This is a genomic window from Pantoea sp. BJFS-204 (assembly GCF_049310725.1).
Taxonomy (GTDB): Bacteria; Pseudomonadota; Gammaproteobacteria; order Enterobacterales; family Enterobacteriaceae; genus Pantoea; species Pantoea agglomerans.
The window spans coordinates 1-14,570 of the sequence record NZ_JBMOWE010000010.1 but is presented as its reverse complement, the minus strand read 5'-3'; the positions used below and the strand labels follow the sequence as shown (position 1 = coordinate 14,570).

Sequence of the window (14,570 nt, the reverse complement as noted above, 5' to 3'; positions counted from 1 at the left end):
GAGTTGTTTTCCCGCAACGTATTCCGGAAACGACGTTTCCTCGCCATGTAGATAATGAAAGACCATTTCCAGGAGAGTTGAGTATGTCCGCTGAACACGTTCTCTCGATGATGAACGAGCATGAAGTTAAGTTTGTTGACCTGCGTTTTACCGATACCAAAGGTAAAGAACAGCACGTTACGATCCCTGCTCACCAGGTTAACGCTGACTTCTTCGAAGAAGGCAAAATGTTCGATGGTTCGTCTATCGGCGGCTGGAAAGGCATTAACGAATCAGACATGGTGCTGATGCCTGACGCCACCACGGCGGTCATGGATCCTTTCTTCGAAGATTCTACGCTGATCATCCGTTGTGACATCCTCGAGCCAGGCACCATGCAGGGCTACGACCGCGATCCACGCTCTATCGCTAAGCGCGCTGAAGATTTCCTGCGCTCTTCCGGCATCGCTGATACCGTACTGTTTGGACCAGAACCAGAATTCTTCCTGTTCGATGACATCCGTTTCGGCTCATCGACGTCCGGTTCACACGTTGCTATCGACGATATAGAAGCGGCATGGAACACCGGTAAAGAGTACGAAGGCGGTAACAAAGGTCACCGTCCAGGTCTGAAAGGCGGCTACTTCCCGGTTCCACCGGTTGACTCATCACAGGACATTCGTTCTGCCATGTGTCTGACCATGGAGCAGATGGGCCTGGTTGTTGAAGCGCATCACCACGAAGTGGCGACCGCGGGTCAGAACGAAGTGGCAACCCGCTTCAATACCATGACCAAAAAAGCGGACGAAATTCAGATCTACAAATATGTGGTTCATAACGTTGCGCACGCTTACGGCAAAACCGCGACCTTTATGCCGAAGCCTATGTTTGGCGACAACGGTTCAGGCATGCACTGCCATATGTCACTCTCCAAAGGTGGCCAGAACCTGTTTGCCGGCGATAAGTACGGCGGCCTGTCTGAAATGGCGCTGTTCTACATCGGCGGTATCATCAAGCACGCTAAAGCGATCAACGCCCTGGCGAACCCGACCACCAACTCTTACAAGCGTCTGGTCCCGGGTTACGAAGCACCGGTTATGCTGGCTTACTCTGCCCGTAACCGTTCAGCCTCAATCCGTATCCCGGTTGTTGCCAGCCCGAAAGCGCGTCGTATCGAAGCGCGCTTCCCGGATCCAGCGGCTAACCCATACCTGGCGTTCACCGCACTGCTGATGGCTGGCCTGGATGGCATCATCAACAAAATCCATCCTGGCGATGCGATGGACAAAAACCTGTATGACCTGCCACCGGAAGAAGAAGCTGAGATTCCAAAAGTTGCAGGCTCTCTGGAAGAAGCGCTGAATGCACTGAACGAAGACCGCGAGTTCCTGACCCGCGGCGGTGTATTCACTGACGAATCGATCGATGCTTACATCGAACTGCGTAAAGCAGAGATGGATCGCGTTCGCATGACGCCACACCCGGTTGAGTTCGAGCTCTACTACAGCGTTTAACTGGTCAGACGTTTTTTGTTGCCGTGGAAACTTTTAGCCCATCTTCGGATGGGCTTTTTTCTCCGCGAATTCACCGTTCATTCGCCCTCTTTTCGGCTTAAAGACTAAAATGCACCTCTTTAGTGCAGAGGAACGTTGTATGGCAACTGGCTCTCTGCCCGATGCAGGGCAGATTCTCAACGCGTTAATCAACAGTATTTTGTTAGTGGATAACGATCTGGTTATTCATTACGCCAACCCGGCGGCGCAGCAATTACTGGCGCAAAGCTCACGCAAATTGTTCGGCACGCCGTTACCGGAATTAACCGGCTACTTTTCGCTGAATATCGAGGTGATGCGCGAGAGTCTTGAGGCTGGCCAGGGATTTACTGACAGTGAGGTCACGCTGGTGGTAGATGGTCGCGCGCACATTATGTCGCTGACCGCCCAGCGGTTACCCGATGGCTTAATCCTGATGGAAATGGCGCCGATGGATAATCAGCGTCGTCTCAGTCAGGAGCAGTTACAGCACGCCCAGCAGGTGGCCGCTCGCGATCTGGTTCGCGGCCTGGCCCATGAGATTAAAAATCCGCTGGGAGGATTGCGCGGCGCGGCACAGCTTTTATCCCGCGCCCTGCCCGATCCCTCGCTGAATGAATATACCAAAGTGATTATTGAACAGGCCGACCGTTTGCGGAATCTGGTTGATCGTCTGCTGGGGCCGCAGCAGCCGGGCATGCACATCACGCAGAGCATTCATCAGGTGGCCGAACGGGTGGTCAATCTGGTGTCGATGGAGCTGCCGGAGAATGTCTCGCTGGTACGGGATTATGATCCCAGCCTGCCGGAACTGCCGCACGATCCCGATCAGATTGAACAGGTGCTGCTTAACGTGGTGCGCAATGCGCTTCAGGCGCTGGGCGACGATGGCGGCACCATTATTATCCGCACCCGCACGGCTTTCCAGCTGACGCTGCACGGCACGCGTTATCGCCTGGTGGCACGTATTGATATTGAAGATGATGGCCCCGGCATTCCGGCCCAGCTGCAGGATACGCTGTTTTATCCGATGGTCAGCGGACGCGAAGGCGGTACCGGTTTAGGCCTCTCCATCGCCCGTAGCCTGATTGATCAACATTCAGGAAAAATAGAATTTAACAGTTGGCCGGGACACACCGAATTCTCGGTTTACCTGCCTATTCGCCAGTGAGGTTTCTATGCAACGAGGGATAGTCTGGATCGTCGATGACGATAGCTCCATCCGCTGGGTGCTTGAACGCGCGCTCACTGGAGCCGGTTTGAGCTGTGCGACTTTTGACAGCGCAAGCGAGGTGCTGGATGCCCTCTCAACCAAGACCCCGGACGTTTTACTGTCAGACATTCGCATGCCCGGTATGGATGGCCTGGCGCTGCTGAAACAGATTAAGCAGCGTCATCCGATGCTTCCGGTCATCATAATGACGGCGCATTCTGATCTGGACGCTGCCGTCAGCGCCTATCAGCAGGGTGCCTTTGATTACCTGCCTAAGCCGTTCGATATTGATGAAGCGGTTGCGCTGGTCGAGCGTGCTATCAGCCACTATCAGGAGCAGCAGCAGCCGCGTAATCAGCCGGTCAGCGGACCCACCACCGATATCATCGGTGAAGCGCCCGCGATGCAGGATGTGTTCCGCATCATCGGGCGATTATCGCGCTCGTCGATCAGTGTGCTGATCAACGGCGAGTCCGGTACCGGTAAAGAGCTGGTGGCCCATGCGCTGCATCGCCACAGCCCGCGCACCAAAGCGCCCTTTATCGCGCTCAACATGGCGGCGATCCCCAAAGATTTAATTGAATCAGAACTGTTTGGTCACGAAAAAGGCGCCTTTACCGGGGCGAACCAGATCCGTCAGGGCCGTTTTGAGCAGGCGGATGGCGGCACGCTGTTTCTGGATGAGATCGGTGATATGCCGCTGGATGTGCAGACCCGTCTGCTGCGCGTGCTGGCCGATGGCCAGTTCTATCGCGTTGGTGGCTATGCGCCGGTCAAAGTGGATGTGCGTATTATCGCGGCGACCCACCAGAATCTGGAATTACGCGTACAGGAAGGCAAGTTCCGTGAGGATCTGTTTCACCGCCTGAACGTGATTCGTGTGCATCTGCCACCGCTGCGTGAGCGTCGTGAGGATATCCCGCGTCTGGCGCGTTATTTCCTCCAGGTAGCGGCGCGTGAGCTGGGTGTGGAAGCGAAGATTCTGCATCCGGAAACCGAGACAGCGTTAACCCGACTGCACTGGTCAGGTAACGTGCGTCAGCTGGAGAACACCTGTCGCTGGCTGACCGTGATGGCTGCGGGTCAGGAAGTCCTGATTCAGGACCTGCCCGGAGAACTGTTTGAATCCAGTACGCCGGAGAATCCGGTACAGTCGCTGCCTGACAGCTGGGCAACGCTGCTGGCACAGTGGGCCGATCGCGCTCTGCGTTCCGGTCATCAGAATCTGCTGTCAGAAGCCCAGCCGGAGATGGAGCGCACGCTGCTCACTACTGCGCTGCGTCATACGCAGGGCCACAAACAGGAAGCGGCACGTTTGCTGGGCTGGGGACGAAACACGCTGACGCGCAAGCTCAAAGAGCTGGGCATGGAATAAGCGGTTCAGTACGGGCTGGTGAAGTCTGCCAGCCCGTTTCTTCAGATAACGCGGGAGAACTGCTGCTGACGCGCTTTCTGACGCAGATAGCGATCAAAGCACATGCAGATATTGCGGATCAGTAACCGGCCAATTCCCGTCACCTCCAGCCCCGTAGCGGTTTGTTCCACCAGCCCATCGGCTATCAACGGTTTCAGCAGCGCCAGGTCCTCAGCAAAATAGTCGCTGAAGCGAATGCCCCATTGCGCTTCTGTCGCGGCAAAATTCAGCGAGAAGTTGCAAATCAGCGTTTTTATCACGTCCCGACGCAGGCAATCATCCTCGGTTAAGGCGATGCCACGCCACAGGCCATTTCCCTGCTGTTCCACACAATTGTACCAGGTATTAAGGTCTTTCTGGTTCTGCGCATAACTGTCGCCAATCATGCTGATGGCAGAGACGCCAAGCCCCAGCAAATTGCTGTCGCCCTGCGTCGTGTATCCCTGGAAATTGCGATGCAGCTGGCCTTTGCGCTGCGCGATAGCCAGTTCATCCTGCGGCTTCGCAAAGTGATCCATTCCAATGAACTGGTAGCCCTGCTGAGTCAGGGTTGCGATGGTCTGCTGTAAAATATCCAGCTTTTGCTGAGCCGATGGCAGTTCACCCTCTTTGATTTTACGCTGTGCCGCGAACATCGCCGGCAGATGCGCATAGTTAAAGACGCTAAGACGATCCGGGCTCAGCGCCAGTACCCGCTCCAGCGTCCAGGCGAAGCTGGCGGGCGTCTGCAGGGGTAAACCATAGATCAGGTCAATGCTGGTCGAGCTGAACCCCTGTTCACGGGCACGCGCCATCAGCCCGAAAATCACCTCTTCATCCTGTACCCGGTTAACCCGCTCCTGCACCGATTTGTTGAAGTCCTGCACCCCCATGCTCAGCCGGTTGAATCCCAGCGATCGCAGGTGATCAATCACATCCAGCGCAATTTCCCGGGGATCCACTTCGATCGACATTTCGGCATCATCGGCCACGCTGAAATGCTGCTTCAGTAAACCCACCAGCCGGGAAATCTGCGCATTGTCGAGGAAGGTTGGCGTGCCGCCGCCCCAGTGAAGCTGCGTGACCTGACGCTGACGAAACAGTGGCGCGCGCTGAATAATCTCCTGTTCGAGCACATCCAGATAGCGGTCCGCTTTGTGGCGCTGACGCGTCACTATCTTATTGCAGCCGCAGAAGTAGCAGAGACGATGGCAGAAGGGAATATGGACATAGAGCGACAGCGGACGCTCAGGGTAACGCGCCACGGCACGCTGGAAGTCGTTTTCCGCGTACTGCTCGCTGAACTCCAGCGCAGTGGGATAGGAGGTGTAACGCGGGCCGGCATAATTGTACTTTTCAATTAACGCCTGATCCCACTCAATCTGCTGCGATGGCATGCTCACTCCTTCCGGTGACGTCGTCTGAGAGAAGGTCGCGAAGAAGAGGAGACAAAAGGTGAGCGGGATGAGACCCGACGTAAACGTTGCTTCAGACGCGACAGGCGTCGTAGTTTAAACAATAACCACAGCAGATAACATGTCGCCAGCAGCGCGAAAATTGATCCAGGCCAAAACATTGTCGTTTACCTGTTAAGCGCGGCATGCGGGTAACGCATGCCGATCAAATTTGCTTAGTTGCCTTTCAGCAGACGGTACATATCTTCTTCAGCCTGCTCATCTTCGGCATCATCCATCACAATGCCTAACTGCTCCATCAGTTCGTCGATACGATCCAGCGAGGCATCCAGCCAGCCCTGATCTTCAGCCGACAGCGTTTCGCCATTTTCCAGCCGATCCAGCAGCGCATCCAGACGTTCGTCATTTTCCAGCTTCGCCAGCTCTTCTTCTGGTGTCAGACGCACTTTCTTCTCTGCTGCCGGTTTTTCTGCGCTTTTCTTTGGTTTAACGGCGGCGGTTTTTCCTTCAGCGATCAGGGCCACCGGTTTTTTACTCCCGATGCGCGGATCTTTGACGCTGTCCGCCTGACGTCCGCCATTGTTTTCGGACGCAGCCGGATTAGCACGGCTGCCAGATGCATGTCCGCGATGCTTTTTATCACGTTTGCGATCGCGTGCTTCATGGTTGATATCGTCACGCGATTTGCGTTTGGCTTTGACGGCAGGTTTGCCGTTAGCAGCTCGTGCAGGTTGCTTCATAGTATTCGGTCCCGGCTTTTTTATTCAGTATAGAATTGCGGCGAAATCTAGCAGAAAGTAGACAAAGAAAAAAGGCGACAGCTCAAGCTGTCGCCTTATTTCATACCTTCATAAGAAGGAATCATGTTTTAAATCCTTTTCGGCTCGTAACATCCCGGTTAATCCCGCGCCTGCTCAACTCCTGAGCTATTCCTTATCCCTGTCTGGCCGCATCCCTGACCCTGTTCCATTCCATCGCTCATAACCCTCCTGGTATCCCTGAGCGCATCATCCTGATGTGTGCTGCCGTGCACTGCACACTAATGTAGACCAACTGGTAAAAGCCTCAAGTCAGTGTCAAAAATAGTTAGTTCAAAAAAAGAACGTTTTAAGATAAGGGATTGAATTACATATTTTTTTATTTTTAGTAATTAAAGTAAAAAGCGAAATAACCCGCACCGTGAATGGCAAATCTCTTACAAAGTTTGTTACCGAGATGCGATTGAGCACTTTCGCGTCATAACGCGTATAATCGCCCGCATTGCCTTAATGCGTTTTCTGGAGTGTCACCTTGTCTGAATTGAATTACCACGTTACCCACTTTGTCATGAGCGCGCCGGATATCCGCCATCTGCCTGCCGATACCGGAATTGAGGTGGCTTTCGCTGGTCGCTCGAACGCGGGAAAATCGAGTGCGCTGAATACGTTAACCAATCAGAAGGGTCTGGCGCGTACCAGTAAAACGCCGGGACGTACGCAGCTGATTAACCTGTTTGAAGTGAAAGAAGGTAAGCGTCTGGTCGACCTGCCCGGTTACGGTTATGCCGAAGTCCCGGAAGAGATGAAGCTGAAGTGGCAGCGCGCGTTAGGTGAATACCTGCAAAAACGTCAGGCGCTGAAAGGACTGGTTATCCTGATGGATATCCGTCATCCGCTGAAAGATCTCGACCGGCAGATGATTCAGTGGTCAGTGGAAAGTGGCATTCCGGTGCTGTTGCTTCTCACTAAAGCAGACAAACTGGCCTCAGGTGCCCGTAAAGCGCAGCTCAATGTCGTGCGTGAAGCCGCACTCGAATTTGTTGGTGATGTGCAGGTAGAGCTCTTCTCATCGCTGAAGAAAATCGGCGTGGATAAGGTTCGTCAGAAGCTGGACAGCTGGTTTAATACGCTTGAACCTGCGGTTGAAGATCAGGACGCGGAAGAGTGAGTGGCAACCTTGTGCCGGTGATGCTGACGGTACAAAAAGCCCAATAAAAAACGCCCCAGTCACAGAATGACTGGGGCGGCTAAATTCAGCCAAATCCGATTACGTGAAGTAAAAGGTCTGAAAGATAGAACATCTTACCTCTGTACCCTACGCGACGAACTTTACCTGATTTTCTGTGCGTGACAAAGGCTTTTTTGTTGCTTACTTACATGAAACAGGACTTTTTTTACCATACACGTCACAAATATAGCGTTGCGATGTAGTTTAATGACGAAAAAAATGTTTAGACCATAAGCAGTTAGAAAAGCGTTTTCTCTCAGTGCCAGCGTTGACCACGCTAAACCGGTAAACTAAACGATTTTCTTATACCTGATTCAGGGCCGATTCTGTTCTTCAGAACCGACCACACGCATCGAATCAGTGAGCTTCATCCCAGTTGTCACCCACACCGACTTCAACCAGTAAAGGGACGTCGAGCTGCACGCTACCTTCCATCAGCGCACGGATTTTCTGGCTCGCCTCTTCAACCGCCCCGGCTTTGACTTCGAACACCAGTTCATCGTGAACCTGCATGATCATTCTGACGGCATTGTCGTTTTGCTGTTCCAGCCAGTTATCCACGGCAATCATTGCCCGCTTAATGATATCCGCTGCCGTTCCCTGCATCGGCGCATTGATCGCAGCACGTTCAGCGGCTTTCCGGCGAATGGCGTTACCGGATTTAATATCGGGCAGCCACAGCCGACGGCCTTCCAGCGTTTCGACATAGCCTTTACTCGCCGCCAGCTGGCGTGTGTTCTCCATATAGCGCAGGACGCCCGGATAGCGTTCAAAGTAGAGATCCATATACTTTTTCGCTTCACCCGCACCGATATTCAGCTGACGCGACAGGCCAAAGGCGCTCATACCATAAATCAGACCAAAGTTAATCGCTTTGGCGCTGCGACGCTGTTCGCCGCTGACCTTATCCAGCGCCACGCCAAACACTTCGGATGCCGTCGCGCGGTGGATATCTTCGCCCTGGGCAAAAGCGTCCAGTAATCCTTTGTCCTGAGAGAGATGCGCCATGATACGCAGTTCGATTTGTGAATAGTCTGCCGCCACAATGCGATGGCCTTTGGCCGCTACAAATGCCTGACGGATTCGGCGTCCTTCATCATTACGCACCGGAATGTTTTGCAGATTCGGATCGGCAGAGGATAAGCGTCCGGTTGCGGTGACGGCCTGATGATAAGAGGTATGTACCCTGCCACTGATCGGATTGATCATCAGCGGTAATTTATCCGTATAAGTAGACTTAAGTTTGGATAAGCCGCGATGCTCCAGAATCACTTTGGGTAACGGATAATCAAGTGCCAGCTCGGCTAACACCTCTTCGCTGGTTGAAGGCGCGCCGCCTGGTGTTTTCTTCGTGGGCTTGATGCCCTGTTTTTCAAACAGGATCACCTGAAGCTGCTTGGTGGATGAGAGGTTGAAGGGTTCCCCCGCCAGCTCATGCGCTTTCAACTCAAGCTCAGCCAGTCGGGCCGTCAGCTCTTTCGAATGCTGCGCCAGAATAGACTGTTCGATCAACACACCGTTGCGCTCTATGCGCGAAATCACCGTCAGTAACGGCATCTCAATCTGTTCGAAGACTTTTTTCGGGCCCGCTTCTTTCTCCAGCTCTGGCCACATCTTCAGATGCAACTGCAGGGTCACATCTGCATCTTCGGCAGCGTAATGGGATGCCTGCTCTAACGCGATTTGATTGAACGTCAGCTGATTTTTGCCTTTACCGGCGATCTCCTGGAAGGTCACGGTTTTATGGTTAAGCCAGCGAGCGGCCAGGCTATCCATGTCATGTTTGCCCACCACGCTGTTGAGGATATAGGACTCAAGCATGGTGTCGAATTTGATACCGGCCAGTTCAATGTCGTAGTTTTTCAGCACGCCGCGATCGTATTTCAGGTTCTGGCCAACTTTCCATGCGCTCTCATCTTCCAGCAAGGGCTTGAGCTGTGCCAGAACGGTAGCGCGATCCAGTTGATCAGGCGCATCAAGATAGTCATGGGCAACCGGCAGATAGGCGGCTTCACCGGGCGCGACCGCGAAGCTGATGCCGACGATGTTAGCGCTCAGGGTATCCAGCGCGTCGGTCTCCAGATCAAACGCAAAGACTTCGCTGTTTTTCAGCTTCTCCAGCCAGCTATCAAAGAGATCCTGATCCAAAATGGTGACATAACCCTCGGTCGGTAACACGCTGCTGGTTTCAGCCACCGGGGCCGGTTCATCGGCCTGCGCTTTTTGCGCCTGCGTAGTGCTCTTTTTACCCTGCAGCCATTTACCGTCCTGCAGGTCACTCAGCCAGCGTTTGAACTCGTAACGACTGAACAGGGCCTGCAATGCCTCTGTATCGGGCTCAGTGACTGTGAGCTCTTCACAGGGCAGCGCCAGCTCAACGTCTGTCTTAATGGTCGCCAGCTGATAAGAGAGAAACGCCACATCACGATTCTGCTCAAGTTTGGTCGCCATGGTTTTGGCACCACGAAAGCCGAGATCGGCCACTTTGTCCAGATTGTCATAGATCGTCTGCATGCTGCCCAGCCCCTGCAGCAACGCCTGTGCCGTTTTCTCACCGACGCCTGGCACGCCAGGAATGTTATCGGAGCTATCACCCATCATGGCAAGGAAATCGATGATCAATGCGGGTGGAACACCATATTTCTGCTCAACCTCTTCTGGTCCCAGAATGGTGTTGCTCATAGTGTTAATCAGCGTGATGGCGGGCGTGACCAGCTGCGCCATATCTTTGTCGCCGGTGCTGATCAGCACTGAGAGACCCTTTTTCTCCGCTTCCAGCGCCAGCGTACCGATGACATCATCAGCCTCGACGCCGCTCACAGCCAGCAACGGCAGCCCCATCGCCCGCACCATCTCATGCAGTGGTTCCATTTGTGCACGGAGCTCGTCAGGCATCGGGGGACGATGAGATTTGTAATGCTCAAACAGCTCGTCCCTGAAGGTTTTGCCTTTGGCATCGAACACCACAGCAACGTGACTCGGATTGTATTGCGCCAGCAGGCTTTTCAGCATGTTGAGCACGCCGTACATGGCACCAGTGGGTTCACCTGCACTATTGGTCAGCGGCGGAAACGCGTGATACGCGCGATAAAGGTAGGATGAGCCATCGACCAGAATCAGGGGATTTTCTGCTATTTGCGCCATAAGTCTGTGTAGTCTTCGTTGCTATGAGTTGGGCTATAAGGATGCCACAACCAGGCAGAAATGGTGAACTAAGGCGTGCCACGTCTGGAGTTTTTCACGCTTTTGGGGACAGGATCGCAACGATCGTTCTGTGGATAACTTTGTGCGTAAAAATTATAACGCGCTGTTTTTCAGGAAAATAAATAATCGGCACTTGAATAAAAACCATAAATTTCATTGGCTTATTTAATTTCCGTGACCCGATCGCTATTTTTAATAGCGCGATCCCTTGTGTGGATATTAAATTTATGCCCTGGAGATGGACAAAAATTGGCCCGTTGTTCAAAGGCATAAAAAAAACGCCAGCAGAGCTGGCGTTTAACGGGGGTGTGAGGCTGATTACTTCTGGCTTACCAGGAATTTAACCACGTTCGCATAGTCTGCGACGAAATTATCCATAGAGCTGGTATCAAGACCGCCGTTGTTAACCATGTATTTGCCATTCACGAAAATAGCAGGCACACCACGCAGATCAACATCAGCAGCGGCTTTTTGCTGCTGCGCAACCAGCGCTTTTACGGCGAAGCTGTTCCAGGCTGCATCATAGTCCGCCGCAGAGATACCGGCCGCTTTGACAAAGGTCTCTTTCAGACTGGCAGGATCGGTGATGGTCTGCGTTTTCTGAATGCCATCGAAGATCGGTGCTGTCACTTTATCTTCAACGCCCAGCGCCATCGCGACAGCCCAGGCCTGGGTCACGACCGGCCCCAGCTCTCCACCGAGAAAATCGACGTGGTATTTCACCATCTTAGTGTCAGCAGGCAGATTCTTTTTCACCGCGTCATTGACGTGATAAATACGTTCAAACTGATAGCAGTGCGGGCAGAAGAAGGAGAAGAACTCCATCACCTGAGGTTCGCCGGCCACAGGTTTAGGCAGACTCACATATTGTTTACCTTCAGTGAACTGGGCAGCAGATGCGCTGAATGCCAGCACTAAACCCATCAGTGCAAACCAAATTTTTTTCATCGTGAAAAATTCTCCTGACTACGTCATTAATATTGCGGTGTCAGCTGCAGAGGAGGTTCCTGCAACAGCTTCTCCTGCTCGGTAAAGAGTGAAATTTGCCTGCGCCAGAAATCTTCATCTGTCATCCAGGGGAAAGCACGCGGAAAAGCGGGATCCTGCCAGCGTCGGACAACCCAGGCCAGATAATAAACCATGCGCATGGCGCGTAAAGGTTCAATCAGTGACAATTCATTAATATCAAAATCACTGAACTCACTGTACGCCTCCAGCAGTATATCCCATTGAATACGCTGTTCCTGACGATCGCCGCTGATCAGCATCCAGAGATCCTGCACGGCCGGGCCATTACGGGCATCATCCAGATCGACAAACAGCGGTCCGTCACGCCACAGGATATTACCCGGATGGCAGTCGCCATGTAATCGTAGCGGCTGCCACGTGGTGTGCCACTGTTGTTGCAGCGTGTTTCCCAGCTTATCGATAGCCTGTAGCAGTGCGACTTTAAGCGATGCAGGCACTAACAGAGAGTGCTCCAGCACCTGCCGGGGTTCATGCAGATATTCATCCAGACCGATGGCAGGCCGATGCCTGAACAGCGCTTTACGCCCGGTCTGATGAATGCGGCCCAGGAAGCGGCCTACCCACTCCATCTGATCTTCGTTGTCTGTCTCATATTGTCGTCCGCCCAGGCTGGGGAATACGGCAAAGAAGAAGCCAGCGTGACTGTGCAGTGTCTCACCCTTTAACCGCAGTGGCGCCGCGATGGGCACTTCGTCAGCCAGCAGATCAAGTGCGTACTGATGTTCTTCAGCAATCTGTTCGGCACGCCAGCGCTGTGGGCGATAAAACTTCGCAACATAGCGGCGTTTTTCGTCGTCGCTGAATTGATAAACCCTGTTCTCATAGCTGTTCAGGGCTGTCAGACCCGATTCGACGCGAATTCCTGTTTCCCAGAGCGCATCAAGCAACACGTCGGGATTCAATGTCTGGAAGTTAAAAGCAGCGTCGCTCATCATGTTACCTGTAGTTGCCCTTGCAAATAGCAGCCAAGGATAACACTACTCGTCCTGTTTAATGACACCCCGTGCGCGGAGCAGTGCTGTTTTGAAATCAACTTCATAGTCTTTTTTCAGGCCTGGGATCTCATCATCGCTGGCTGAGTCACGCATCTTGAGATGGTAAATTAATACATCATCGGTTAATTCACTTAACGGGCCACGGAAACCAGATTCCTGAGCCAGTTTCTGCAAAAATGTGACCAGATTAAGATCAGGCTCTTTTTGCCAGGCGGGTTGCAGCAACGCGATTAACTCGTTTAAACGATGGCATTTCATTTAGATTTCTCCTTTCACAGTGCGTCATCAGCGAGGGCACAGTCATGACAATATTAACCGGCATCATTCTGGCCGGTGGTCAGGGCCGCCGTATGGGTGGTCAGGACAAAGGGCTAGTACAGCTGGATGGCAGGCCGCTTTATCAGCATGTCCTTGAACGGCTCAGGCCACAAGTCGACATTGTCATGATTAACGCGAATCGTAATATTGATCGCTATCAGTTAAGCGGATGTCGGGTTATTCAGGATGTTTTTGATGATTATCCCGGTCCGCTGGCCGGGATCTACAGTGGGTTGCTCGCCATCGACGGTGAATGGGCCGCTTTTTGCTCCTGCGATACGCCTGCAATACCTCTCTACTTCGTCGAAAAACTGGTCGATCAACGCGGTGAGGCGCCGGCAGTCTGGGTACGTTCACAGTCGCGCGATCATCCTACGCTGGCGCTGATTCATCGGGAAATGGCTGCACCTCTTTATGACTATCTTCAGGCTGGAGAACGACGTCTTATGCATTTTCTGCGCGACCACGGTGGCCATGCTGTCCGGATGGATGAGGATGAGGCTGCCTTCCGCAATATCAATACGCCTGATGACCTGAACAACAGAGGCTGACATGTCATTACCTATACTTGCCATTGTGGGCTGGAGTGGAACCGGGGAAACGACGCTATTGCAGCAGGTGATACCGATTCTCGGCGATAAAGGTATCCGCGCAGGATTGATTAAACATACCCATCATCAGATGGATGTGGATACGCCAGGCAAAGATAGCTATCTGCTCAGAAAAGCGGGTGCCAGTCAGGTAATATTGGCCAGTTCAGAGCGATGGGCATTGATGTGTGAGACGCCGGAAAAGCAGTCGATTAATCTGCCTTATCTGCTCAGCCGCATGGATCACGCTACGCTTGAGGTCGTGCTGGTCGAAGGCTTCAAAGATGAACCCGTACCTAAAATTGTTTTATGGCGGGCCGGGATCAAGGGTGGGATCGAGGAACTGCTTGATGAGCAGGTAATCGCTGTCGCCAGCGACCAGAAATTAACGCTGAACGTGCCAGTTCTGGATATAAATCGTCCGGACAGCGTTGCAGACTTCATTGCCGACTGGCTTGAGAAACGCTGAAATGGATGTTGTGATGCAGTTTTTCACGATCTGCAGACGTAAAAAAGCCCCGCACTTCCGTGCGGGGCTTCTTCACTTGTTTAATGCCTGGCAGTTCCCTACTCTCGCATGGGGAGACCCCACACTACCATCGGCGCTACGGCGTTTCACTTCTGAGTTCGGCATGGGGTCAGGTGGGACCACCGCGCTAAAGCCGCCAGGCAAATTCTTTGTGCTCTGTCCTGTGTCTTTTGTGCTGATGCTGCGTTGGCCGCCCTCGCGCTACTCCGTCACATACTTCAGTATGCTCCTTCGTATCGGTCGGTTGCCGCCTTGCCTCAGCGCAAAATCCTTCGGACTTCAGTCCGCAGGACACAACTGTATCCGGTTAACAAGCTGAAAATCTGTCTCTCAAAAACGCCTCTGGCGTTGTAAGGTTAAGCCTCACGGGTCATTAGTACCGGTTAG

General features: G+C 53.0%; 12 protein-coding genes and 1 rRNA gene. 6 read left to right on the top strand and 7 right to left on the bottom strand.

Features of this window, described 5'->3' with window-relative positions; translation table 11 throughout:
- Nucleotides 1–83: 83 nt before the first annotated feature.
- The 3 genes from glnA to glnG all read left to right on the top strand — a co-directional run bounded on the left by glnA (nucleotide 84) and on the right by glnG (nucleotide 4,099).
- The gene (gene glnA / locus ACO6VX_RS20675) at nucleotides 84–1,493 is read left to right on the top strand and encodes a glutamate--ammonia ligase (protein WP_010258434.1); all 1,410 of its coding nucleotides are present in this window, start codon (nucleotides 84–86) and stop codon (nucleotides 1,491–1,493) included.
- Between the two features lie 139 nt (nucleotides 1,494–1,632).
- Nucleotides 1,633–2,682 carry a nitrogen regulation protein NR(II) gene (gene glnL, locus ACO6VX_RS20670; protein WP_008926971.1) on the top strand — a complete coding sequence of 350 codons (1,050 nt, stop codon included), beginning with the start codon at nucleotides 1,633–1,635 and terminating at the stop codon, nucleotides 2,680–2,682.
- Nucleotides 2,683–2,689: 7 nt separating this feature from the next.
- The gene (gene glnG / locus ACO6VX_RS20665) at nucleotides 2,690–4,099 is read left to right on the top strand and encodes a nitrogen regulation protein NR(I) (RefSeq protein WP_010258440.1); all 1,410 of its coding nucleotides are present in this window, start codon (nucleotides 2,690–2,692) and stop codon (nucleotides 4,097–4,099) included.
- A gap of 41 nt (nucleotides 4,100–4,140) precedes the next feature.
- On the opposite strand, the gene hemN is transcribed toward glnG, so the two are convergent.
- Both hemN and yihI read right to left on the bottom strand, forming a co-directional pair.
- Nucleotides 4,141–5,514, bottom strand: a complete 1,374-nt coding sequence (gene hemN, locus ACO6VX_RS20660) for an oxygen-independent coproporphyrinogen III oxidase (protein ID WP_422431907.1) — start codon at nucleotides 5,512–5,514, stop codon at nucleotides 4,141–4,143.
- A 233-nt stretch (nucleotides 5,515–5,747) separates the two neighbouring features.
- Entirely contained in the window at nucleotides 5,748–6,272 is a 525-nt protein-coding gene (gene yihI, locus ACO6VX_RS20655; RefSeq protein ID WP_010258445.1) for a Der GTPase-activating protein YihI, read from the bottom strand.
- A gap of 550 nt (nucleotides 6,273–6,822) precedes the next feature.
- On the opposite strand from yihI, the gene yihA reads away from it, so the two are divergent.
- On the top strand, nucleotides 6,823–7,458 hold the full coding sequence (gene yihA / locus ACO6VX_RS20650) for a ribosome biogenesis GTP-binding protein YihA/YsxC (protein ID WP_010258448.1): 636 nt from the start codon (nucleotides 6,823–6,825) through the stop codon (nucleotides 7,456–7,458).
- Between the two features lie 417 nt (nucleotides 7,459–7,875).
- Here yihA and polA read toward each other — a convergent pair whose 3' ends face one another.
- From polA to ACO6VX_RS20630, 4 genes are all read right to left on the bottom strand, one after another.
- On the bottom strand, nucleotides 7,876–10,662 hold the full coding sequence (polA, locus tag ACO6VX_RS20645; RefSeq protein ID WP_422431910.1) for a DNA polymerase I: 2,787 nt from the start codon (nucleotides 10,660–10,662) through the stop codon (nucleotides 7,876–7,878).
- 378 nt (nucleotides 10,663–11,040) lie between these two features.
- The gene (gene dsbA / locus ACO6VX_RS20640) at nucleotides 11,041–11,670 is read right to left on the bottom strand and encodes a thiol:disulfide interchange protein DsbA (protein WP_010672112.1); all 630 of its coding nucleotides are present in this window, start codon (nucleotides 11,668–11,670) and stop codon (nucleotides 11,041–11,043) included.
- Nucleotides 11,671–11,696: 26 nt separating this feature from the next.
- The gene (locus ACO6VX_RS20635) at nucleotides 11,697–12,683 is read right to left on the bottom strand and encodes a serine/threonine protein kinase (protein WP_010258460.1); all 987 of its coding nucleotides are present in this window, start codon (nucleotides 12,681–12,683) and stop codon (nucleotides 11,697–11,699) included.
- Between the two features lie 45 nt (nucleotides 12,684–12,728).
- A complete protein-coding gene (locus ACO6VX_RS20630) occupies nucleotides 12,729–13,004 on the bottom strand; it encodes a YihD family protein (RefSeq protein WP_003850728.1) in 276 nt (91 codons plus the stop codon).
- A 44-nt stretch (nucleotides 13,005–13,048) separates the two neighbouring features.
- On the opposite strand from ACO6VX_RS20630, the gene mobA reads away from it, so the two are divergent.
- On the top strand, nucleotides 13,049–13,615 hold the full coding sequence (mobA, locus tag ACO6VX_RS20625) for a molybdenum cofactor guanylyltransferase MobA (protein ID WP_033781132.1): 567 nt from the start codon (nucleotides 13,049–13,051) through the stop codon (nucleotides 13,613–13,615).
- Nucleotide 13,616: 1 nt separating this feature from the next.
- Entirely contained in the window at nucleotides 13,617–14,123 is a 507-nt protein-coding gene (mobB, locus tag ACO6VX_RS20620) for a molybdopterin-guanine dinucleotide biosynthesis protein MobB (RefSeq protein WP_422431913.1), read from the top strand.
- Between the two features lie 85 nt (nucleotides 14,124–14,208).
- On the opposite strand, the gene rrf is transcribed toward mobB, so the two are convergent.
- Nucleotides 14,209–14,324: ribosomal RNA gene (rrf, locus tag ACO6VX_RS20615) — 5S ribosomal RNA — on the bottom strand.
- Nucleotides 14,325–14,570: the final 246 nt, after the last annotated feature.